Origin of the sequence: Ligilactobacillus sp. RTP31139st1_D10_RTP31139_211217, from assembly GCF_040226755.1 — a bacterium.
Lineage (GTDB): Bacteria > Bacillota > Bacilli > Lactobacillales > Lactobacillaceae > Ligilactobacillus > Ligilactobacillus animalis.
Map to the genome: position 1 here is coordinate 153,916 of NZ_JBCOAR010000003.1, position 23,126 is coordinate 177,041.

Here is a 23,126-nt window from a genome sequence, read left to right on the forward strand (position 1 = left end):
AAGCTAGTTCTCTTAATTTAATGATATTGCGCTCTTGACATGTTTCACATGAAACTTTATTTAGCGATCTCTTGGGACAAAGTTCTGATCTTTTCCACGGTCTCATCCAAAAAGGCGATCGTATTTTCAAGCGGATCAGCAGTTGAAATATCAACGCCAGCAACTTTAGCTGCTTCTACCGGTGTTTTTTGGTCGCCGAGTTTTAGAAATTCAAGCCAAGCACCGACTTGTTTTTGTGGATCAGCTAGTAATTTTAGATAAGCTTGGGTAGCGATCGTCAGACCAGCTGAGTAGGTATAAGAGTATAAGCCCATATAGTAATGTGATTGACGCATCCAAGTCAAAGCGGCTTGGTCATCGATCATGACCGTATCACCCCAGAAACGCTTGAGCACTTTTTGTTTGAGTTCGCCAAGTTTAGCACCATCAAATGAAGCACCTGCATCGATAAGTTGATAAACTTCACGTTGGAAAGCAGCTTCCAGCAAGTGAGTCACAAAGTTATGGTAGAACGTATTAGTAAGCATCTTGGCATAGGCAAAACGTTGCATTCGTGGATCGGTCGTACTCTGTTCCAAAGAGTGTGTCAACAATAATTCATTAAAGGTTGAAGGAGCTTCGATCAGATACATTGACGGATCACTACCTAAGATCGAGTTGTTTTGAGCGGTCAGGATCGCTTGACCAGCGTGTCCGAGTTCATGGGCCAGAGTATAAACGTCAGCTAATTCGTCAGTCCATGACATCAAGATATAGGGGTGAACGCCATAGGGATCGGTCTCAAAGCCCCCAGTTTCTTTACCGGCATTGACAGCAAAATCGATCCACCGTTCGTCAAAGGCGCGCATGACCATCTTGGCGTAATCAACGCCTAGGATCGAAACTGCTTTTTGAATATAGGCAGGTGCTTCTTCTAAGCTAACTTTAGGTGCAAAACTAGGATCAAGATCGATCTGTAGATCAGCAAAAGTCATCTGTTCTAGACCATGAGCTTTTTGGACGAGTTTAGCATATTTTTGCATAACTGGTCCGAGTTTATCTAAGATCAGATCGATCTGGCGGTCAAACAATTCACGTGAGACTTCTTGTTTAGCTAGTAGATAATCAAAAACTGAATCAAAACCGCGGAGGGTCGCCATAGTCTTTTCCTTAGCAACTTGTGTGTAGTAAGTAGCTGCTACGGTATCCTGATATTTTTTCAAGGTTTTGGAAAATGATTTGAAGGCTTTTTGGCGTATTTTATAGTTAGGGTGGTATTGATAGGTATTTTCATACAGGACAAATGACATAGGATAGAGCTTTCCATCGACCTCAAAATCTTCAAATGTCATATCTGCTGCGCGGGCCGTTGTATAGATCCCTTCCGGTGCATTTAAAGTCGGACCTAACAAGGCCAGAGCTGCTTCAGTTTTAGGATCAAGAAGATGTTGCTTCTCATTCTTTAAATGGCGAATGACAGAAGCAAAATGCGGTGCTCGTGCTGCAACTTCGTCTAGGCTAGCCGTGTCATTTTGGCTAACTTGGATATCAAAGAAGGCGATATTAGCACTGACAAAGGCTAAAACTTGTTCAGCTTGCTTTAGTAGCTGATTGTAGTGAGGATCTGTCATATCACTTGCCTGTTGCAAGAAAGCGTAATGTTCGATCACAGATGCTTTTTGTTCGATCTGTTCTAAAGCGGTCAAGCCAGCAATGATCTGGGTTGGAGTGGTCAACTGTCCGTCGAAGTTAGCTGAAAAATCAGTGACGAGTTTTTTTAACGCTTTAAGCTCGTCGTACCAAGCAGTGTCATTCGGGTAAAGTGCGGTTAGATCCCAAGTGAGTTCTGGTGCAATGTCTTTTCGATTTGGTAATGCCATTAGCAAGTCCCCCTCGTAAAAATAATGTTTGCCAAATTATAGCATAAAGCTCAGTACTTATAGTAGTATAATTGTCTTTTATAAGCAGCTAGTGTATAATTTAACTTACAGAATACAAGTAAATTGACTTGGCTGTAATTACCGAGAAAGGAAGGTATAGTCATGCGTACGCCTGAAAATGTCTTAAAAATCGGGGTATTGAATTTGATGCACGATAAACTGGACACCAAAAGACGATTCGAACGGGTCTTGAATAGTACGACATATCCAGTTGAACTGACTTTTTTTTATCCTAAAGAGCACTATCAAGATCGTCCAGTTCCAGCTCAAGTGACGCGAATTGCTCGTCCGTTGGAGTTAGATGAGGTTAAGCAACTGGATGCTTTCATCGTAACTGGGGCACCGATCGAAAAACTGGATTTTGCAGAGATCACATATATCAATGAATTGCAGGAGCTCTTTGACTGTTTGGCTCAAAATAAGATCGAACAGCTGTATGTCTGTTGGGGCGCCATGGCTGCAGTCAACTACTTTTATGGGGTGGATAAATACTTATTGCCCCAAAAACTATTTGGGATCTATCCGCAAGAGGTCTTACGTGATTCCAAGTTATTAGCTCAAGTAGCGCCGGGCTTTTTAGCCCCACATGCGCGTTATGCTGATATTGATCTTAGTCAGGCAAAACAGATCCCTGAGTTAAAGATCACAGCAGTCTCGCAGACAGGGGAAGCTTTCTTGCTTGAAGCACCGACAAAACATCAGACATTTTTATTTTCGCATTTGGAGTATGGTAGAGATGCCTTACAAAAAGAATATACACGCGAATTAGCGGTTGATCCAAGTGCTAAAGATTCACTAGCTCGTCCCCAAAATTACTATGTTGATGGACGACCACAGTTTTTATGGGAAACGTTACAAAAACAATTCTTTGCTAACTGGTTACAGCAAGTAGCTGGGACGCGCAAAGCTAAAGAACTTATCAAAAATTAATGGAGGTCTTGATATGAGTAAAGTTTATGATTCGATCTTAGATACTATTGGGAACACACCGATCGTCAGGTTGAATAATGTTGTTCCAGCTGAGGCAGCTGATGTTTATGTTAAGCTTGAATTTTTCAATCCAGCTGGTTCAGTCAAAGATCGGGTAGCTTTAGCGATGATCCAAGCCGCTGAAGCAGCTGGCAAGTTGACCAAGGGTGGCACGATCATCGAACCAACTTCGGGCAATACCGGTATTGGATTAGCTGCAGTAGCGGCGGCTAAGGGCTATCGTTTATTGATCACGATGCCAAAAACGATGAGTATCGAACGGCGTAAATTGATGCAAGGTTATGGAGCTGAATTGATCTTGACCCCAGGTGAAGAAGGCATGGGTGGTGCGATCAAACTCGCTAAGGAATTAGCTGAGAAGAACGGTTATTTCTTACCGATGCAATTCGATAACCCTGCTAACGCTTTGATCCACGAACAAACAACTGGCCAAGAGATCTTGCGCGCCTTTGGAGCTGACTTACCCGATGCTTTTGTTGCCGGGGTCGGCACGGGTGGAACGTTGACGGGTGTAGGTCGTGCTTTGCGGGCTAAGAAGGCTGATATTCAAGTATACGCTCTTGAACCAAGTGAATCTCCAGTCTTAAAAGAAGGTAAGAAGGGCAAGCACAAGATCCAAGGGATCTCAGCTGGCTTTGTGCCTTCGATCTTGGATACAAAACTTTACGATGATATTTTAGAAGTTCCAAGCCAAAAAGCGCTTGAGATGGCCCGCGAAGTTGGTAAAAATGAAGGCTTCTTACCTGGGATCTCAGCTGGTGCTAATATTTATGGCGCGATCGAAGTAGCTAAAAAATTGGGTGCTGGTAAGCGTGTCTTGACTGTTGCCCCAGATAACGGCGAACGTTATCTTTCAACTGAATTATTTGAAGGCTAATTGCCACCAGACCACGTGAATTTGCGTGGTCTTTTTTTGTGAAAATTCATGCTAAAATACTGCTATTCAACCGAAGCAGGAGTTTTTTACCTTAAAATGGATACATTTTGATAAAAACACGAACTATTTAGGGGTTGATTTTTATAATCATACGTGTAATACTTATCAAAGTAAAAATAAATCAGAGGTGAAAGAAATTGGATAATGGTCAAACAACAGCCACCAAAGCAGGTTGGCTCGAAAGAACCTTCCATTTTAAAGAATTAAAAACTAATACTAAACGGGAGACCGTTGCTGGCTTGACTACGTTCGTGTCGATGGCCTACATTTTGTTCGTCAACGCTAATATCCTAGGGGCTGCAGGGATGGATAAGGGTGCTGTCTTCACAGCAACTGCCTTATCAGCGATCATCGGCTGTACCTTGATGGCATTTTTAGCTAACTATCCGATCGGGATCGCACCTGGTCTAGGGGATAATGCGTTTTTCACTTATTCCGTTGTTTTAACGATGGGGATCCCGTGGCAGACTGCAATGGCTGGGGTCGTGGTGGCTTCCGTTATCTTTACGTTACTTTCATTATTCAAGATCCGTGAGATCGTTATCGATGCGATCCCGCATGATCTCAAGCTCGCAATGGCAGCTGGGATCGGGATCTTTATCGCTTTTGTCGGCTTAAAGGGTGGCGGGATCGTCGTTGCTAGCAAATCTTCGTTAGTCGAATTAGGATCATTGACGGTTCCAACTACCTGGTTAACGATCTTTGGTTTCTTTGTGACTGCTTTATTGATGGCACGCCGCGTCCCAGGTTCGATCTTTATCGGGATCTTAGCTACAACGCTTTTAGGCCTAGTGACAGGCTTGATCCCAATGCCAGATAAGATCGTTTCTTCGATCCCAAGTTTGGCACCAACTTTTGGGGTCGGACTAGCAAACTTAGGTAATATCAACACGCCACAGATGTTAGCTGTGATCATCGTGTTATTACTGGTGACTTTCTTTGATACAGCAGGTACTTTAGTCGGGTTAGCCCAACAGGCTGGCTTGATGAAAAATGATAAGATGCCTCGGATCGGGCGCGCTTTAATGGCTGACTCATTTTCAATGTTAGCTGGTTCTGTGATGGGAACGACTCCGACGGCAGCTTATGTTGAATCTTCTGCTGGGATCGCAGTCGGGGGGCGGACTGGTTTTACTTCATTAGTGATCGCGGGTATGTTTGGGCTAAGTTTATTCTTCTCACCATTATTGAGTGTGGTGACGACTGAAGTTACAGCCCCAGCCTTGATCATCGTTGGCTCTTTGATGGCACAATCGATGCGCTTTATCAACTGGGAAAAATTCGAGATCGCCTTACCAGCGTTCTTAACGATCATTGCAATGCCGTTGACCTCTAACATCTCATACGGGATCGCATTTGGTTTCTTAGTCTATCCGATCACAATGATCGCGGCTGGCCGTCGGAAAGAATTAAATCCAGTGGTCATCGTCTTGTTCTTCATCTTCATCGCGATGTTGTATGTACTAAATATCTTGCCACATAACTAACACAGTGCTGATTTTCGGAGCACGACTTAGATACACAATGTTCGACAATACGATCAGCATTGTATGAATAACAACAGGTCCTATCATGATGTATGTTTTGCAGCGTGATAGGGCCTTTTTAGCACGCATATGAATGAACTGATCACGATGCAAAAAACGCATCATAGTGATTTTTCTGTTATCTGTACGGAGCTGACCGCTTTGGCCCACACTCTTATCTTTTTACTTGCTGATGACGTAACGTTATCATTTATAGTGAAGTTAGAAAGGGGGCCAATAATGTATTCAAGTGGACAATTAGCGGAACAGTGTCATGTCACTTTGCGGACGGTGCAGTATTATGAACGGCAAGGATTATTAGTCGCTAGTCGTACTGAAGCAGATCGCCGCTTATATGCTGAAGATCAAGTCACACGTTTAGAACTGATCTTGACCTATAAAGAACTAGGTTTCACGCTAAAAGATATCAAAGGTCTATTAGATACACCGGAAAACTATAAAATTTTACAGCTGTTAGTGGCGGAGCACCAAGAACAAAATGCTAAGGCTTTGGAATTGGCTAAAAAACGCGCCACCAAGTTGGATTATTTAGCCGAGCAACTGGAGAAATTTCAAGTTTTCCCGGGAAATTTTACGAAAGGAATTGAGTTTGAAATGGAAAAGACAAAGAAATTACATCAATTACACTGGCAAATGATCGGTATTGGACTGGTGATCGACTTGATCTTGTGGGGCAGTATCAGCTATGTATTCTTGACCCATGGCTCATGGTGGTTAGTAGCCGGGGCTTTAGTGATCTCGATCGGGCTCACAACAGCTTTAGTGCGCTATGTTTGGCAGCATACGGCGTATATTTGTCCTAACTGTCAGCACCAATTTCGTCCAGGACTCAAAGAGTATTTTTGGTCTACCCACACTCCGAGTACACGAAAATTAGTGTGTCCAAATTGTAGACAGAAAAATTTTTGTATCGAAGTCTATGCCGATAAACAAGCTTAATTTTTAGCTTTGGTGTAAGATGTAGATGAGGTGAGTGAGATGAAGTCACGCAAAGAGATCGCACGGCTGGCAAATGAATTGACACAGTCTTTTGAGCAAAGCACCGATGACAAAGTATTTTTAAAGATCGTCGCTTACGGAAAAGATGCCTTGGCAGACCGCCAGATCGCGCCCCAGATCATTATGGAAAAAATGGTAACAGCGTCCTATGAGGCGGTGCTACGGGGCAAAGGTAAGATCAAAATGAGTGCAGAAACACTAGCGATCGTCAAACAAATGGAAGAATTATCCCGGACGCGTAGCTTATTGCCCTTTCGGCGCTATGATCCTTGGGATTAGTTATTCGTTTTAAATCAGAATAATTTAAATTAAAAAGGCTAAAGTTCGCAATTAATAAACTTAGCCTTTTTTTAGCGAAGTAATATTCGTAATTGCTTGAAAAAACTAAGCTTGATTGTTACAATTATCAAGGTCATTAATTTAGACTAGCAAGCAGAGTAATGCTTAGAAATATTATGAGGTGGACTGTATATGTCATCAGTAGTAGTTGTTGGTAGTCAATGGGGCGATGAAGGCAAAGGAAAGATCACTGATTTCTTGAGTAAAAATGCCGATGTTATCGCACGTTATCAAGGTGGAGACAATGCCGGTCATACGATCGCTTTTGATGGTAAGACCTATAAATTGCGCTTGATCCCATCTGGAATTTTTTATTCCGATAAGATCAGTGTCATTGGTAATGGCGTTGTTTTGAATCCTAAGTCGTTAGTTGCTGAGTTGGAATACTTGCATGAAAATGGAATCCCAACAGATAACCTTCGTGTTTCAAACCGTGCGCACGTGATCTTGCCATACCACATTGTCTTGGACAGCTTACAAGAAAGCGCCAAAAAAGACAACAAGATCGGTACGACTAATAAGGGTATCGGTCCTTGCTACATGGACAAAGCAGCTCGTATCGGTATTCGGGTCGCAGATCTGTTAGAAGCAGATACATTTGCTGAAAAGCTACGTCGTAATTTGGAAGAAAAGAATCGTTTATTCCAAAAGATGTACGATTATGAAGGCGAACCGCTTGATTTTGAAACAATTTACAATGAATATTATGAATATGGTCAACGTATCAAGAAGTATGTAGCTGATACATCAGTTATTTTAAATGATGCGTTGGACAACGGCGGACATGTTTTATTTGAAGGTGCTCAAGGTGTTATGTTAGATGTTGATCATGGGACATATCCATTCGTTACATCTTCTAACCCGATCGCCGGTGGGGTCACAACTGGCTCTGGCGTTGGTCCAGAAAAGGTCAATAAAGTTGTGGGTGCCTGCAAAGCTTATACTTCACGTGTTGGTGATGGTCCATTCCCAACTGAGTTACACGATGAGATCGGTAGCTACATCCGTGAAGCGGGTCATGAATATGGGACAGTCACGAAACGCCCACGTCGGATCGGTTGGTTCGATAGTGTCGTAATGCGTCACTCCAAGCGGGTCTCAGGTTTGACCAACTTGTGCTTGAACTGTGTGGATGTCTTGACTGGCTTAGATGAGATCAAGATCTGTACAGCTTATGAATTGAACGGTGAAAAGATCGACCGTTACCCAGCTAGCTTGAAAGAATTGGCACAATGCAAGCCAATTTATGAAACAATGCCAGGCTGGAAAGAAGATATCACAGGGGTTAAGACTTTAGCTGATCTACCTGAAAATGCGCGTAACTATGTTAAACGTATCGAAGAATTAGTTGGCGTCGAAGTTTCGACCTTCTCTGTTGGTCCAGATCGTGATCAAACAAATGTCTTAAAGGATATTTGGGAAGAAATTTAAATAAATTAGAAAGAGGCTGGTAGTCATTCGTGGCTATCAGCCTCTTTTTAGGTAAAAAGATTAAAAAATATCTACTTTTATTTAAAATAAATTAGCTATATCATTTAGAGTTAATCGTGTGGTAAAATCTATATGGTTTTTTAACAAAAAGCACTAAATGGAGGGATCGGTCATCGATGAATTGATCTTTAGTGTCTCTTTTGTTGGAATAGGTATCTATTTGGTGTGGGTGCTGATTTTAATTTTATTTGGGCAAGATCAAAAGCTGCAACAAACGCAGCTAAAAGAGCCCATTGAGCAACTGATCATCTTGGTCCCAGCGCTAAACGAAGCGCTAGTCATCAGGCAGACGATCACCAATTTTGTGGCGCAGACAGCAAGCTTACCACAAGTTAAAATGGTGATCATTGATGATGCCTCAAGTGATCAGACAGCTCAAGTCGTTAATGAAACGTTGCAACAACTGGCCTGTGGGAGCAAAGTCCAGCTGCTGCAACGGTATTTGCCAGAAGCGCAACAGGGTAAGGGCGAGGCATTAAATTGGGCGTACCAGCAACTCGTTGAGCCACTAGCCCCAAGTTTGCGTAAGCGCGTGATCTGTGGTGTTTTAGACGCCGACGCTTATATGGATGAAGCAGCTTATCTGCGGGTCATGGAACACTTTGCATTTGATCCAGAATTATCGTTGTTACAAACACGTGTAGCTATGTTTAAGGAGCAAAATTGGCTACAAAAACTACAAGATATCGAATTTGTCATCATCAATAATTGGATCCAAAACATCCGGAATCGGTTAGGTAATGCAGCAGCGTCAGGGAATGGCCAATTTATCCGGGTCAGTGCAGTAAACGGGTATTATCCGTGGGGCAATGCCTTGCTGGAAGACTTTGAGTTTAGCACGCGCTTTTTACTGCAAGCTAAAGCGACCCACTATGCTTCTGAGATCGTGGTCTATCAAGAGGCACTTGCTCAAGTTCGGCCCTTTATCCGCCAGCGTGCTCGTTGGACTCAGGGGGGATTAGACTGCTTAGTGGGTTATTGGCCCAAGATCTTATTAAGTAAAGCCATAGGAACTAAAGCTAAAATGGAAATGACATTTTATTTGTTGTTACCATTCATCTCGCTAGCGACAGGGCTTGCGAATCTGTTAGTCTTGGTCTTTGTCAGTTGGTTTATCCAGTTGTATTGGCCGATCGTAGTGAGTCTATTGTTTATCAATAGTTGTTTTAATTTCTATATTCTAAGTATTTATGAACACGAGACTCGGCGCTTAGGAATTATTAAGAAGCTGTTCTTTATGACCATCATGTTGGGGTATAATTACCTTTTTTATTTTGCGATCGTTTTGGCCTGTTATAAGAAAATTCGGCGCCAGACTAAGTGGGTCAAAACGACCCATGTTGGCGTGGGCGAAAAAGCTTAATATTTCATTATATTTAAGTAAAAAAATAGAAATAACATTTTTTTAAAATTGTACAAAAATAATGGATTATGACTTGTTTTTATGCGCGATTTTAGATAATATAAGGATGAAAACGTTAACAAACGTTTTTTAGTACGTGCTAGGTTATATTATTTAGGTCAGACGGATTTTTTACACAGGGAGGAATATAGATGCTCAAAGACAACAGCAAAGAAACAGTAACAACTGCTTGGAACGGTTTTAACGGCGGGGACTGGCAAGACGAGATCGATGTACGTGATTTCATCAACCGTAACTACACACCTTATGATGGTGATCAATCATTCCTTGAAGAAGCAACTGAAGCAACCACAAAATTAAACGACATGTTAGTTGACATCAAGTTGAAAGAACGTGCTGCTGGTGGCGTTTTAGATGCTGACACCAAAGTTGTTTCTACGATCACTTCACACAAACCAGGCTATTTAGATAAAGACTTAGAAAAGATCGTTGGTTTGCAAACAGATAAGCCAATGAAAAAAGCTTTGATGCCTTATGGTGGTATTCGGATGGCTAAAGTTGCTTTGGCTGCTTACGGGATGGAAATTGATCCGGAAACAGAACGGATCTTCACCGACTTGCATAAGACACACAACCAAGGCGTTTTTGATGCATACAATGACGAAATTAAGCGTGCACGCCACAACAAGATCGTGACAGGCTTACCTGACTCATACGGTCGTGGTCGAATCATCGCTGACTTCCCTCGTGTTGCTCTTTACGGGATCGATCGCTTGATCGCAGCTAAGAAAGATGACTTAGCTAACTATGGCGACGGTCAAATGACAGATGAAGTTATTCGCTTACGTGAAGAAGTTTCCGAACAAATTCGTGCTTTACAAGACATGAAGAAAATGGCTGCTTCTTACGGCTACGATATTTCTTATCCAGCTACCAATGCGCGTGAAGCTATCCAATGGTTGTACTTCGGCTACTTAGCTTCCATCAAGCAACAAAATGGGGCTGCGATGTCTATCGGCCGGATCGACTCATTTATCGATATCTATATCAAACGTGATATGGACAACGGTTTATTGACCGAAAAAGAAGCACAAGAATTGATCGACCAATTCACAATGAAACTCCGGATGGTAACATTCATTCGGACACCAGAATACAACTCCTTGTTCTCTGGTAACCCAATTTGGGCAACGTTATCGATCGCTGGGATGGGTATGGATGGCCGTCACCACGTTACAAAGACAGCTTTCCGTTTCTTGCACACCTTGCATAACATGGGTGCTGCGCCAGAACCAAACATCACCTTATTATGGTCAGAACGTTTGCCAGAAGGCTTCAAGAACTACGCAGCTAGTGTATCGATCGCAAGTTCAACGATCCAATACGAAAATGATGAATTGATGATGGAAACATGGGGCACAGACTATTACGGCATTGCTTGCTGTGTGTCTGCGCAACCGATCGCTGATGGTGTTCAATTCTTCGGGGCTCGTGCTAACTTGGCTAAGACCGTTCTTTATGCGATCAACGGTGGGGTCGATGAATTGACCAAGATGCAATGTGGTCCAGCTTATGCACCGATCACTTCAGAATACATTGATTATGATGAATTCTTGAAGAAATTCGATGACATGTTGGAATGGGTCGCTGACGTTTATGTAAATGCTTTGAATGTGATCCATTACATGCACGACAAGTATTACTATGAATCAGCCCAACTTGCTTTGAAGGATACACGTTTAGATCGTACATTTGCGACAGGTATCTCTGGTTTAGCAGTTGCTGCTGACTCCATTTCAGCTATCAAGTACGGTAAAGTTAAAGTTATCCGTGATGAAAACGGTGTGGCAGTTGACTTCAAGACTGAAAAAGACTTCCCACGTTATGGTAACAACGATGACCGTGCTGACGAGATCGCTGCATGGTTAGTAAGACAACTTTACACCAAGATGAACAAACATCACCTCTACCGTGATGCTAAGTTATCAACATCTGTTTTGACGATCACTTCTAATGTTGTTTACGGTAAGAATACCGGGACAACACCTAATGGCCGTCAAGCAGGCGAACCATTCTCACCAGGTGCTAACCCAGCTTACGGTGCTGAAACACACGGGGCATTGGCATCCTTGCTTTCCGTAGCTAAATTACCATATCGCTACGCAACAGACGGGATCTCCAATACTTTCGCCGTAACACCATCAACACTTGGTCACGATGAAAAATTAGAAGAAAAGACCTTGGTAAACATGATCAGTGGTTATATGAAGAATGAAGGTCACCATTTAAACATCAACGTCTTCAACCGTGATACTTTACTTGATGCTCAAAAACATCCAGAAGAATATCCAACGTTGACCGTGCGTGTTTCTGGTTACTGTGTATACTTCGCTGATCTGACCAAGGAACAACAAGATGACGTTATTTCAAGAACATTCCATACTTCAATGTAGTTAAGAGCACAACAGTCAATTAGTAAAGGCGGCGTAATAATGAAAGCTAATCCATATATTAATCCAGTTCCAACTAAAGACGGTCAGGTTTTAGGCTACGTGCATTCCCTTGAAACCTTTGGCGCAGTCGATGGACCAGGGATCAGGTTTGTGGCTTTCATGCAGGGATGCAATATGCGTTGTAAGTTTTGCCACAATCCAGATACTTGGAAGAAAAATGTTGGGACGCAAATGACCGCCAGTGAACTTTTAGAAAAAGCTTTACCGTACCGAGGATTCTGGGGTGAAGACGGTGGGATCACCCTCTCAGGAGGCGAGATCTTATTGCAACCAGAATTTGCTTTGGAAGTGTTCAAGAAGTGTAAAGAACCTGGTATCAGCACTTGCTTGGACACATGTGGAGCGCCATTTACGCGCCGTGAACCATGGTTTAGCTTATTCAATGAGTTGCTGGAATATACCGACATTTTATTGGTGGACATCAAGCATATCAACTCCGATGAGCATAAACTCTTGACCGGTTATCCAAACGAGAACATTCTTGACATGTGTGAGTATCTATCTGAACTCGGTAAACCAGTTTGGATCAGACACGTTTTGGTCCCAGGGATCACCGACAATGATAAGTATTTAAAAGAACTCGGCGAATATATTAAGACGTTGAAAAATGTCGAGAAAGTCGAAGTCTTGCCTTATCACACAATGGGAGTTCGTAAGTATAAGGAAATGGGGATCAAGTATCGCTTGGAAGGTGTTGAACCGCCAACGGCTGATCGGATCGAAAATGCTGAAAAACTCCTTTGCGTAGATGACTATAAAGGCTATTTAACTTGGAAGCCAGGGATAAATACAAAAGAGCAGGGGCTTTAAGTCGTTGCTAACGAGCAGAGATCATTATGGTCTCTGCTTTTTTTGATAGCCAAATAAGTCGAATAAATGACCACTTATGCTTACTTGGACTACCATGTGATAAAACAGTATATACTGAAGAAAATAATTGTAAAAAGAGGTGTTCGAGATGTCACATTCAGGACTTAAATTATCTGTGTTGACCAAGGTGGGCCTTGTCTTTTTAGTCGTTGCTCTTTCAGTGGCGGGGGTCTATCTTGTTACACAAGTAGCAACGCCCCTCCCAGCTGAGGTACCGCTTGAAGGAAAATTCTTTATTAATGCAATCACGCTCATTGGGACAGCGATCGGCTCTTTGATTGGTTTTTTAGTAATATGGGGTATCGGTCTCTTAGTGATCATAGCTAGCGATCAAGGCGATAAAGAGGCATTATTTTTGACACTGGTGATCGTTAATTGTCTGCTTAGTGTTTTTTCAGCTAGTTATATAGTGATCACAGGATCAGTCTTTGGATCAGCTTACGTGAATAATAATATCTTACAAATACTGCTCTTTGGTGTGATCTACTATCAGTTGAGTAAACAAGATAAGCGTGGAACATTATATCTGACCGGGACCTATGCTGTTTTAGAGGTGATCGGGATCGTGGTAGTGATGCTGATAAAATAAAAAAACTGATCGCGATGTTTGATCGTGACCAGTTTTTTGATCGTTCTATGTAAAGCTATCAGTGTAGACTGGTAGCTTTTTTAGTTGAATGGGTCATAAAAACGCCCATGATTCAATTTGAAGAGGTAAAGTGTGATCCCAAATAATGCGATAGCTAAAATGACGACGAACCAGTCGCTTGCTTTGAACGGTTGTTGTGTATACCAAGTCCGCTTTTTCTTTGAGCCAAAGCGCACATCTAAGATATCGACCATGCCGGTGATCGAATCGGCAGTGACGACTGGTGGCAATTTGACGATCGTGGCTGGGTTGATCTTAGGTCCAATATCAGAAAAATCGAGTTGGCCACTGGCTAAGCGGGCACCATTATAAGCGTAGACATCGTGGCCATGGAAGGTGTGACTTTCATCGGAGTGGGCAAGCGGCTCGTAGTTTCATTGATCTTACGGACGGCTTTTAAACCAAAAAATTTGGCGATATGCGTAAGGGTACCGTTGTCTGGTGTAATAAACATAGTGACCCGTTTTAGTGAGCGCACAGACGCTTTTACGGTCGCTTCCGACGCCAGGATCAACGACGAAAACAAAGACCGTTCCAACTGGCCAATAACTGAGCGTTTGGTAGAGACGATAGGAAGCTTCCCAAATGTTGTAAGGTGTGATCTCATGGGTCAGATCGGCCACATGCAATGCGGGAGCGATCGTTTTAGCGACACCATACATCACACTGACCGCACCATCTCCTAAACCAAAATCAGTTTGTAATACTAATTGCTTATTTGTCATCAAAATTCCACCTTTCTTTGCTAGAAACAAAAAACGCCCTCACGAAAGAATCGTCAGGACGTTTTACCGCGGTACCACCTTGATTTATAGTCAGCTCACACTGGCTATCTCATGAATTGGAGGCCCAGTTCGGACGTTAACGGCTCGCACCGTTGGACAGCTCCGAGTTCATCCGTGGCTAACATCTAGTTCTCTCAGCATTGAGCTAGTCTCTGTTGGGCGTTGCCACTCATCTCATCAAAGCGATAGTTCGATCAAGTTAGTGCGATTATAGCTGTTTTTGAAATGAACGTCAATTGTTTTTAACTAGCTACGCAAAATTTTATCTCAAACAACCATAACTATTAACTTATGTATATTAAAAGTTTAATTAATAATAACATATAAAAGAATGTAAATGACTATGAAAGCAAGTTGGATAAGGCTTTGTGGCGGACTATAAGAAAAATCGTATTATTGTTGTTATTAAAGCTTTTAATTAATATTTGCGAGTGAAAATGAATAAAAAAGAAGTCCAAAATTTTTTTATAGGGAAGTTTGCTTGTCTTACCACGGATAGTTGCGATAGTTAAAAAAATTGAACAATATTAATGCTTTATTTTTTGATGGTGGCGCGCTAGAATATAAAAGTAACGAAAATAAATGAACACGTGTTTGCTAGTTGGTGGTAGACATACGTGGCAGATCAAAGGTTAGATGTGGGCCTGCTATGAGTGTTCAATGTACGGTAAGAGAAGCGGGGCGCTTCAGATCTTGGAGAAAGGAAGGCTATATCCTTTTGGTGTTGCTCACATGATATAGTGCGGAACTAGTATGATGATCTCATCTAAGACGTCAACTGAAGAGTTGATCAGGACAGTTATGAACGAAAGAGATTGTAGTTATGAAGAAGCGATCAAGTTGTTATTGAACTTGGCGCAAGGTGCGGTCGATAGTGGTTCTTTAACGAACAAAAAATAATATTAAAAAAGCACGTCTTGAGATCGGCTCAAGGCGTACTTTTTTGATAATTTTAACTTTGCCACGGAAAATCTAGGCTCAATGAAGCTTGAAGTTTCTTTTGTTCGGCTATTTTTTGGCGTCGATAAGCTTCGCGTTTTTGAAAGTCAGCACAGAGGCTTTTTTCTTCCAGTGTTTCAGCGCTCAGTTCGGGTAAAATGACTTGTTTATCTAAAACAACAAAGGTCAAAAAGGCGGTCATCCCTAAGAAACGTTCACCGGTATCGAGATGCTCGCCGATGACTTTGACGAAAACTTCGAGCGACCGTTTACCGTGCCCAGTCACGTAGCTTTCGATACATAGTGAGTCATTTAGCACAAAAGGCTTGATGAAGTTGACCTGGTCGAGGGCAGCTGTGACACATTGTGAGCGGGCAAAACGACTGGCAGAGATCGAGGCCGTCCCGTCGAGTAGAGATAGTAGTGCGCCCCCGTAGACAGTTTCATGTTCGTTTAGGTCGCTAGCTAGGACGCGATGGCTAGTCACGGCAAGTGTTTGCCGACACGAGATAGTTTCGGACATGTGGACACCTTCTTTTTTAGCTTTATTGTAACATAGGTGTTTGAGATCTAGCGCAAGAAGCGTGTGGCAATGGATAGCAAAAAAGCTCACCATGATGCCTAAACACCATGGTGAGCTTCTCATTTAAAATTAGTTTCTAGCCCGAGCTAAGCGAAGTTTAAAGAATTTATCCAATTCAGTCACAGCTAGCACGCTAAAACCGCAGACGATCGTCAAGATCCATTCGCCTAGTTGCATCCCCGTTGTGCTAAAGGCATCTTGCATGAATGGCAAGTAGGTCAATCCCATTTGTAACAAGATCATGATTAAGATGATCGAGAAGGCCTTTTTATTTGTGAATGAAGCACTCGAGAAGGCCGATTCTTCGGTGCGGATGTTGAACAAGTAGAAGATCTTGCTAAAGACGATGATATTGACCATCGCTGTACTTGCTAGCGTTGCCGAAGCACCTGTCGCGATCAGCAGCTCATAAGCACCTAAGCCGACTAAGGCGATCAGTAATGAAACATAGCCTAACTGAAGCATTTCACGTCCTGAGATTAAGCGGCTATTGCTCTTACGTGGTGGACGTTTCATCAAGTCACTTGCACCTGGTTCAAAGATGAACGCAAATTGGATCGTGATCGCAGAGACTAAGTTGATCCAAAGCAGTTGGGTCGCTTGCAAAGGCATCTCTTGGTTGAAAAGGATCGTCAAGAAGATGATCAGCCCTTCAGCAAATGAAGTCGGCAATAAGAAGAGGATACTCTTTTTGATATTGTCGTAGATCCGGCGACCTTCTTTGATCGCAGTAGCTAAAGTCGCAAAGTTATCATCGGTTAAGATCATATCGGAAGCTTCTTTAGCAGCGTCAGTTCCTTTGATCCCCATAGAAACCCCAATGTCAGCTTTTTTCAACGCAGGGGCATCATTGACACCGTCACCAGTCATCGCCGTAACCTTGCCACTTTGCTGTAAAGCTTCGATGATCTCGAGTTTGTTTTCCGGTGTTGTCCGAGCAAAGATCTGATTTTTAACGGCTGCTTCACACTTTTCTTTTGTCGTCAGTTGATCCCATTCTACCCCAGTGATCGTGTGCAATTCACCATCAGATAAGCCTAATTGACGTCCGATCGCAGCTGCGGTCAGGGGAGCGTCGCCGGTGATCATTTTGACTTCGACTTTGGCTTTGTTCATCTCACGTAAAGCTGTGATAACTTCTGGGCGTGGCGGGTCGATGATCCCGGTCAAGCCCAGGAAGGTAAAGCCATTTTCGAGATGTTCATGTTCTAGTTCAGTGATTTGGTCAGCGTCTTTGATCACACCTAAAGCCACGATGCGTTTGCCTTGGTTGGCTAAATGGTCGGCTTTGGCTTGCCAAAATGAACGCTCAAAGTTTGGATCTTGTTGTTGGGCAAAGTTGAACAACTTATCTGGTGCACCTTTCAGATAGATCTTTTTAGCACCATTTGAAAGCTGGATAAGGCTTGCCATGTAACGGTGGAACGAATCAAAAGGCAAGAGATCTAATTTTTCTAGTTGGACACTTTCTTTGTTTGGCATCAACTTGTGATAAGCGGTCAAGAAAGCTCCGTCAGTTGGTTCACCGTTGATCGTCCAAGTATCATCAACTTGGGTCAAAGTCGTATCGTTGGCAAAATAACCAGCTAAGAGAAGCTCTTTTAGCTTAGCTTCACGTTCAGTAGTCGCTTCACCATTGATAAATAACGTCCCAGTTGGAGCATAACCACTACCACTGACGGAAAAATGACGTTCATCAATGTAAATGTCGGTCACGGTCATTTCGTTTTTAGTCAATGTCCCGGTCTTATCTGTTGCGATCACATCGACCGCCCCCAATGTTTCAGCTGAAGGCAGTGATTTAACGATCGCATTTTTATTTTTAGCGAGGTCAGACACACCTAAAGCTAAGATCACCGAAGTCGTAGCTGGCAGGCCTTCAGGGATCGAGCCAACGATCATCGTTACGATCGCTAAAGTCAAGACGGGTAGGGAATAGGTCTCAAAGATAAAACCTAAGATAAACAGTAAGACGGCTGCCCCTAAAACGCAAAGTGAAACGGTTTTACCTAAAGCGTTGATCTCTTTGACTAATGGAGTTGGCCGCGTTTTAGCGCTAGCAACTGCGGTCGAGATCTTTCCTAATTCGGTTTTTTCACCGGTCGCTACGACCACGCCTAAACCAGAACCGTTGACGACTGTAGTGGATGAAAAAGCCATGTTTGCTTGTTCAGCCAAAGGTAAGTCAGCTGTTTCTAAAGCATCAGCGTGTTTGGTCACCGCATCTGCTTCACCCGTCAAAGCGGACTCTTGGATCCTAAGGTCAGCGGTCTTTATCAAACGTAGATCGGCGGGAACTTGGTCACCCGCTTCAAGAAAGACGACATCGCCCCGAACTAATTTGGTCGCATCGATATCTTGTCGGATCCCATCACGGTAGACCGTGGCGTTAGTTGCCAGCAAGTCTTTGATCTTAGCTAAAGCATCAGCGGCGTTTGCTTCTTGATAGTAACCGATCATAGCGTTGGCGATGATCACGACACTGATCACGATCGCGTCGGTATAGTGTCCTAGAAAAAGCGTCAATAGTGTCGCAAATAACAAGATATAGATGATCATGTTATTGAACTGGCGGATAAATAACAGCCAGTTTGGTGTTTTTTTAGCAACTAGGGCATTAGGCCCGTCACTTGCTAGTCTTTCAGTTGCAGTTTTGGTTGAAAGGCCCTGTAAAGGGTCCTCTTGCTCATAATTTTGTAGTAATTCTTCTAAATTCTTCTGATAAGGTCTCACTTATTATATTTCCTTTCTGTAATTCATATCTAGCACTAACATTTGCTGCCTAGCACTAACTACGATAGACAAAGAAAATCTTTTCTAAGCGTACAAAAATAGCGCGAGGCGGATAAGGGTCGTCCACTCGTGTTACCTACCTTTCTATGTGATTTAATAGTTCGAATAATTTAAGTATATTTTACTATGATAAGCAAGGTGATGGAACTGGTTACAAAGAGATTTAAAGTAAACTTAAAACAGCTTAGGTAAAGTTTAAGAGGTATGGCTTAGTAAATAGTGATGATATTAATAAAAAACGAAAAATATGATCTACATTGGATATAACATTCGTTTTAATTTCTAAAAACCTTGTTAAATACAGAAAAAGACCATGGAAGCTAGCTAGGAGTTCCATGGTCTATATTATATATAGCACAGTCAAATAGACCTTTCATCGCCACCTTTATGTTCTTTCACGATCTTATTTTACATTATTGGCGATCCGTTTATTTGAACTGTCGGGGGTGGTTCTAAAAGGAGGATCCAAGCCCTCAGACCAAAGTGTCCAAAACACCTGCTACGTCAATGTCAGACGCTAGTATGTGCGTAACATGTGAAGGCTTAATTGCCCCCTTTTCACCTTTAATTATACTAAATGACACTCAAAAGTCAAGCGCTTTCATTTTTTGGGTGTCATTCTTTACCACTTCCGAATGTTTTGCTAAAATTAAGTGTGATTTTAAATTATTTTTTGGTTAACATTATAATCTCTAGGTAATCGTTCGGAGATGGTATTGAGCAATGTTTGCTATTTTTGTAGTTTGTTAAGTTTATTACTTGCGATTGGTACGTATCTTTTGGCGGATTAAATTATATTTTTATTATTTTTAAAAATTAAACCATGTTAATAAAAATATTTACAAATCCCAAAGAAATAGATATACTAATTGAAGTTTTACAGTCATTTATAAATTGCTATTTATTTTATTGATAGAGAGAGGAGAAATAATCTTGTATTTAGCAATAAATGTTTTAGGTTTAGTGATCTTCCTTGCGGTCGGCGTGATCTTTTCTAAGAACCGCAGTGAGATCAATTGGCGTGGTGTAGGTACGATGGTCATCTTTAACCTCGTATTAGCTTGGTTCTTGACCAGCTTTGAAGGTGGACGGATGATCGTTCAAGGTGCTGCTGCTGGTTTTAATGAATTGATGAAGATCGCATATATCGGGATCGAATTTGCACTTCCAAGCATGGTCCAAGTTAAACAAATGGACTGGTTCGTGCAAGTGTTGCTTCCAATTTTGATGGTCGTTCCATTGTTTGATATCTTGACTTATATCGGTATCTTGCCATGGATCATCAAGTGGATCGGACGTGGGTTATCCTTTATTACAGGACAACCTAAGTTTGAATCATTCTTTGCGATCGAAATGATGTTTCTTGGTAACACAGAAGCTTTGGCGGTTTCTTCTTTACAACTTAAGCAGATCAATGCTAAACGTAATTTAACGTTAGCGATGATGTCGATGAGCTGTGTGACAGCTTCGATCATCGGTGCTTATACGCAAATGATGCCTGGGGAATATATCCTTACGGCGGTTCCAGTCAACGTTATCAATGCGTTGATCGTAGTTGCTTTATTGAACCCAGTCACTGTTACACCAGAAGAAGACACGATCGCTACGATGAAAGGCTCAGCGATGGCTGAAACTGAGATCGGTGATGTTGATGCTGATGGTAATGCTAAAAAAGAACCATTCTTCTCCTTCTTGGGTGATTCCATCTTAGGCGCTGGTCGCTTGGTCTTGATCATTGCCGCTAACGTTATCGCCTTTGTTGCTTTGGCAGCCTTGATCGATAAGTTACTTGGTATGATCAATCCTTGGCTTTCCTTGGAACACATTCTCGGGATCATTATGTACCCACTTGCATGGTTGATGGGCTTACCACACGGCGAAGCTTTCCAATTTGCACAATATATGGGTACAAAATTAGTTACAAATGAATTTGTTGTTATGGGTCGTGTAACAAGCACGATCAATGACTTTGCACCACACTACAAAGCTGTCTTGACAGTCTTTGTAACTTCCTTTGCTAACTTCTCAACGGTCGGGATGATCATTGGCTGTTTCAAAGGTATCGTTGATCGTGAAAAGAACGATCTTATCTCCAAAAACGTTGGCTACATGTTGCTTTCAGGGGTCTTAGTTTCCCTCTTATCTGCAGCAATGGTTGGTTTATTCGTTTGGTAAAATAAATAGTAATAAAAATGGTCGCTTGAATTTTCATTCAGGCGACCATTTTTTATTTAAAGATCAAAAGTGCAAGTAAAGCCAGGATAGCTGGTGTTCCTTGGGCAAGTAGGATCTTAGGGTTCTTAGCACTTAACCAGCCATAGACTGCGGCGACAATAACGAAGATCACAAACATCATACTCCCCATATATTGAGCATTTTCTGGGAAAATAAAGCGACAGGTCAAGAGACCGATACCGATAAAACCATTGTATAGTCCTTGGTTAGCCATTGCGACACGCGCTTCGGGCATTTTGAGATACTCTTTTCTAAGGCCAAAAGTTTGATGTAATTTTTCTTCACTCCCAAACATTTCCATTCCCATGATATAGAGAGCTTCCAGGGCAACGACTATGATCAGGACAGTTGAGATGATCGACATGCAAAAAACTCCTTTAACTAAATTAATAGAAGTATTATATAATGTTGCATGCAATAATTCCACAATTAAATGCAAAAGAATGCCAAATGCCGTGGTTAGTAAACATTAAAGATGATATAATACATACAAGCTCTTATGTTTGAGCGCTCTAACAGATATCAGTTGCAGATGTATGAAAAGGATGTGACAGAATGCATGCCGATGTTTTGATCAGTCAGGATCTGTCCTGTGTGGGTCAGGTTTCCATGAGTGTAGCGCTACCCTTGCTGGCGGCTGCAAACTTGAGACCAGATGTTTTACCGACCTCACTCTTATCAACGCATACGGGGGGCTTTGGTGAAAATACCTACTTAGATCTTTCTTCTGAAATGTCACACATTCTCCAGCATTGGCAAAAATTACAACTTAGGTTTTCAGCCGTCTATCTGGGATATTTGGGGGCTAGACCTTTAGATGTGATCTTACAGCATTTGTCAGTTCTTAAGACACCTGAAACGCTTTTTTTAGTTGATCCCGTAATGGCCGACCATGGTAAACTTTACCGCGGTTTTGACATGAATTATGTAGTACAGATGCGCAAATTAGTGCACCAAGCAACGATCGCAACTCCAAATTTAACGGAAGCCCAACTGCTTTTAGATGAGGCTTTGACTACTTCTCCACTAGCGATCGCTGAAGCAACGCAACTGCTTGTGCGTTTTGCAACTAAATTCAAGTTAGAAACTGCGATCTTAACTGGGATAGACTGCGGTGACAAGATCGCCGTGATCGGTTATGAAATGGGCCAAACTTGGATCTTGACGCGTCCCAAATTGGCTGGGAACTTTTTTGGGACAGGTGATCTGTTTGCCAGTGCTTTACTGGCGGGGATCATGAAGGGGAAAGCGGTCAAGGCTGCTGCGAATCTCGCGATGGAATTTATTTTTCAGGCGATAAAGCTGACACCGACCCCTAGAGATCAGCGTTTTGGCGTCGATTATGCGCGTGCATTACCATATTTGTTAGAAAAGTTATGATTTTTTGGAGGAAATACTATGTTGCGTGACCAGCAAAATACATTGCGGGCGGTCATTTTAACGGGTCTATTTGCTGCACTGATCTATATTGGCATTTGGACGTTACGGATCCCGATCCCTGCGATGGTCGGCCGCCCGTTTATCCATTTTGGCAATACATTGACAGTAACAGCGATTCTTTTTTTGGGAAAACGCAATGGTATGTTGGCCGGTATCATTGGCCTGGGTGGTTTTGATATCTTAAATGGATACATTGCTGTCTCTTGGCTGACGATGCTTGAGGTCATAGTTGTAGCTTTGATAATTTCCGGACTTTTCAAGGCTATGAGATATGTTGACAGTCAGCGAAATATCATGATTTTGGCGATAGCTGCAGGATCGACTAAGATCGTGACTTCGTATCTAGCTTCGATCGTTGAAGCATTGATGGTCGGGACAAGCTTTAAAACAGCTGCGGTGGCCGCCTTTTTCAGCTTACCGGCGACTGTCATCAATTCCATTTCAACGGCGATCTGCGTACCATTATTGTATTTCGTGATCAAAAAGATCTACACCTTGGTGCATCAGCGCCGAGGCTCATTATAAACAACTGAATTTAGAAAATAAGATCTGTTTGGGGTTGTCCAAACAGATCTTATTTTTATCCATAAAAATATTTTTAAAATTTTGCTTGTTTTAGCAGGGCTTCTTTGCTATAATATTTTTTGTTGATAAATTGGGTGGTTAGCTCAGCTGGCAGAGCAACGGACTCTTAATCCGTGGGTCCAGGGTTCGATCCCCTGACCACCCATCAC

18 protein-coding genes, 1 tRNA gene and 1 pseudogene are annotated in these 23,126 nt (G+C 42.3%); 15 read left to right on the top strand and 5 right to left on the bottom strand.

Annotation, left to right across the window (positions count from 1 at the left end):
- Positions 1–56: 56 nt before the first annotated feature.
- A complete protein-coding gene (gene pepF, locus ABT996_RS03050; RefSeq protein WP_035446975.1) occupies positions 57–1,859 on the bottom strand; it encodes an oligoendopeptidase F in 1,803 nt (600 codons plus the stop codon).
- 162 nt (positions 1,860–2,021) lie between these two features.
- Here pepF and ABT996_RS03055 point away from each other — a divergent pair, with 162 nt between their 5' ends.
- The 10 genes from ABT996_RS03055 (at position 2,022) to ABT996_RS03100 (ending at position 13,557) form a co-directional block, all read left to right on the top strand.
- Positions 2,022–2,849 (top strand): homoserine O-acetyltransferase/O-succinyltransferase family protein, encoded by an 828-nt coding sequence (locus tag ABT996_RS03055; RefSeq protein ID WP_035446973.1) that lies wholly within the window; start codon positions 2,022–2,024, stop codon positions 2,847–2,849.
- A gap of 13 nt (positions 2,850–2,862) precedes the next feature.
- Positions 2,863–3,786 carry a cysteine synthase A gene (gene cysK / locus ABT996_RS03060; protein WP_035446971.1) on the top strand — a complete coding sequence of 308 codons (924 nt, stop codon included), beginning with the start codon at positions 2,863–2,865 and terminating at the stop codon, positions 3,784–3,786.
- A gap of 197 nt (positions 3,787–3,983) precedes the next feature.
- On the top strand, positions 3,984–5,333 hold the full coding sequence (locus ABT996_RS03065; RefSeq protein WP_035446970.1) for an NCS2 family permease: 1,350 nt from the start codon (positions 3,984–3,986) through the stop codon (positions 5,331–5,333).
- A 279-nt stretch (positions 5,334–5,612) separates the two neighbouring features.
- A complete protein-coding gene (locus ABT996_RS03070) occupies positions 5,613–6,332 on the top strand; it encodes a MerR family transcriptional regulator (RefSeq protein WP_005920934.1) in 720 nt (239 codons plus the stop codon).
- A gap of 39 nt (positions 6,333–6,371) precedes the next feature.
- Positions 6,372–6,671 (top strand): hypothetical protein, encoded by a 300-nt coding sequence (locus ABT996_RS03075; protein WP_005920938.1) that lies wholly within the window; start codon positions 6,372–6,374, stop codon positions 6,669–6,671.
- Between the two features lie 192 nt (positions 6,672–6,863).
- Positions 6,864–8,162, top strand: a complete 1,299-nt coding sequence (locus ABT996_RS03080; RefSeq protein WP_035446968.1) for an adenylosuccinate synthase — start codon at positions 6,864–6,866, stop codon at positions 8,160–8,162.
- Positions 8,163–8,319: 157 nt separating this feature from the next.
- Entirely contained in the window at positions 8,320–9,585 is a 1,266-nt protein-coding gene (locus ABT996_RS03085) for a glycosyltransferase family 2 protein (protein ID WP_035446967.1), read from the top strand.
- A 191-nt stretch (positions 9,586–9,776) separates the two neighbouring features.
- Positions 9,777–12,038, top strand: a complete 2,262-nt coding sequence (gene pflB / locus ABT996_RS03090) for a formate C-acetyltransferase (protein WP_035446965.1) — start codon at positions 9,777–9,779, stop codon at positions 12,036–12,038.
- 39 nt (positions 12,039–12,077) lie between these two features.
- Positions 12,078–12,908, top strand: coding sequence for a pyruvate formate-lyase-activating protein (pflA, locus tag ABT996_RS03095; protein WP_035446964.1), 831 nt, complete (start codon positions 12,078–12,080; stop codon positions 12,906–12,908).
- Between the two features lie 148 nt (positions 12,909–13,056).
- Positions 13,057–13,557: a hypothetical protein gene (locus ABT996_RS03100; RefSeq protein ID WP_035446962.1), complete on the top strand. Its 501-nt coding sequence runs from the start codon at positions 13,057–13,059 to the stop codon at positions 13,555–13,557.
- Positions 13,558–13,637: 80 nt separating this feature from the next.
- Here ABT996_RS03100 and ABT996_RS03105 read toward each other — a convergent pair.
- Positions 13,638–14,342: pseudogene (locus ABT996_RS03105) on the bottom strand (SAM hydrolase/SAM-dependent halogenase family protein).
- 813 nt (positions 14,343–15,155) lie between these two features.
- Between ABT996_RS03105 and ABT996_RS03110 the strand changes: the two are divergent.
- Complete coding sequence (locus ABT996_RS03110; protein WP_168731169.1) at positions 15,156–15,302, top strand: hypothetical protein; 147 nt, start codon at positions 15,156–15,158, stop codon at positions 15,300–15,302.
- 52 nt (positions 15,303–15,354) lie between these two features.
- On the opposite strand, the gene ABT996_RS03115 is transcribed toward ABT996_RS03110, so the two are convergent.
- Both ABT996_RS03115 and ABT996_RS03120 read right to left on the bottom strand, forming a co-directional pair.
- Entirely contained in the window at positions 15,355–15,864 is a 510-nt protein-coding gene (locus ABT996_RS03115; RefSeq protein ID WP_010690144.1) for an acyl-CoA thioesterase, read from the bottom strand.
- 129 nt (positions 15,865–15,993) lie between these two features.
- Complete coding sequence (locus ABT996_RS03120) at positions 15,994–18,657, bottom strand: HAD-IC family P-type ATPase (RefSeq protein ID WP_035446961.1); 2,664 nt, start codon at positions 18,655–18,657, stop codon at positions 15,994–15,996.
- 993 nt (positions 18,658–19,650) lie between these two features.
- Here ABT996_RS03120 and ABT996_RS03125 point away from each other — a divergent pair.
- Positions 19,651–20,892 carry a NupC/NupG family nucleoside CNT transporter gene (locus ABT996_RS03125; RefSeq protein ID WP_010690146.1) on the top strand — a complete coding sequence of 414 codons (1,242 nt, stop codon included), beginning with the start codon at positions 19,651–19,653 and terminating at the stop codon, positions 20,890–20,892.
- 52 nt (positions 20,893–20,944) lie between these two features.
- Here ABT996_RS03125 and ABT996_RS03130 read toward each other — a convergent pair whose 3' ends face one another.
- Entirely contained in the window at positions 20,945–21,316 is a 372-nt protein-coding gene (locus tag ABT996_RS03130) for a DUF1304 domain-containing protein (protein ID WP_010690147.1), read from the bottom strand.
- A 191-nt stretch (positions 21,317–21,507) separates the two neighbouring features.
- Between ABT996_RS03130 and ABT996_RS03135 the strand changes: the two genes are divergently transcribed.
- The 3 genes from ABT996_RS03135 to ABT996_RS03145 all read left to right on the top strand — a co-directional run bounded on the left by ABT996_RS03135 (position 21,508) and on the right by ABT996_RS03145 (position 23,122).
- Positions 21,508–22,332: a pyridoxamine kinase gene (locus tag ABT996_RS03135; RefSeq protein WP_035446959.1), complete on the top strand. Its 825-nt coding sequence runs from the start codon at positions 21,508–21,510 to the stop codon at positions 22,330–22,332.
- 18 nt (positions 22,333–22,350) lie between these two features.
- Entirely contained in the window at positions 22,351–22,917 is a 567-nt protein-coding gene (locus ABT996_RS03140; RefSeq protein WP_010690149.1) for an ECF transporter S component, read from the top strand.
- 132 nt (positions 22,918–23,049) lie between these two features.
- Positions 23,050–23,122: transfer RNA gene (locus ABT996_RS03145), tRNA-Lys, on the top strand.
- Positions 23,123–23,126: the final 4 nt, after the last annotated feature.

Bases quoted from the DNA above. Each gene is read 5' to 3' on its own strand.
- pepF (WP_035446975.1), bottom strand. From the start codon at position 1,859: ATGGCATTACCAAATCGAAAAGACATTGCACCAGAACTCACTTGGGAT.
- ABT996_RS03055 (WP_035446973.1), top strand. From the start codon at position 2,022: ATGCGTACGCCTGAAAATGTCTTAAAAATCGGGGTATTGAATTTGATG.
- cysK (WP_035446971.1), top strand. From the start codon at position 2,863: ATGAGTAAAGTTTATGATTCGATCTTAGATACTATTGGGAACACACCG.
- ABT996_RS03070 (WP_005920934.1), top strand. From the start codon at position 5,613: ATGTATTCAAGTGGACAATTAGCGGAACAGTGTCATGTCACTTTGCGG.
- ABT996_RS03075 (WP_005920938.1), top strand. From the start codon at position 6,372: ATGAAGTCACGCAAAGAGATCGCACGGCTGGCAAATGAATTGACACAG.
- ABT996_RS03080 (WP_035446968.1), top strand. From the start codon at position 6,864: ATGTCATCAGTAGTAGTTGTTGGTAGTCAATGGGGCGATGAAGGCAAA.
- ABT996_RS03085 (WP_035446967.1), top strand. From the start codon at position 8,320: ATGGAGGGATCGGTCATCGATGAATTGATCTTTAGTGTCTCTTTTGTT.
- pflB (WP_035446965.1), top strand. From the start codon at position 9,777: ATGCTCAAAGACAACAGCAAAGAAACAGTAACAACTGCTTGGAACGGT.
- pflA (WP_035446964.1), top strand. From the start codon at position 12,078: ATGAAAGCTAATCCATATATTAATCCAGTTCCAACTAAAGACGGTCAG.
- ABT996_RS03100 (WP_035446962.1), top strand. From the start codon at position 13,057: ATGTCACATTCAGGACTTAAATTATCTGTGTTGACCAAGGTGGGCCTT.
- ABT996_RS03110 (WP_168731169.1), top strand. From the start codon at position 15,156: ATGATGATCTCATCTAAGACGTCAACTGAAGAGTTGATCAGGACAGTT.
- ABT996_RS03115 (WP_010690144.1), bottom strand. From the start codon at position 15,864: ATGTCCGAAACTATCTCGTGTCGGCAAACACTTGCCGTGACTAGCCAT.
- ABT996_RS03130 (WP_010690147.1), bottom strand. From the start codon at position 21,316: ATGTCGATCATCTCAACTGTCCTGATCATAGTCGTTGCCCTGGAAGCT.
- ABT996_RS03135 (WP_035446959.1), top strand. From the start codon at position 21,508: ATGCATGCCGATGTTTTGATCAGTCAGGATCTGTCCTGTGTGGGTCAG.
- ABT996_RS03140 (WP_010690149.1), top strand. From the start codon at position 22,351: ATGTTGCGTGACCAGCAAAATACATTGCGGGCGGTCATTTTAACGGGT.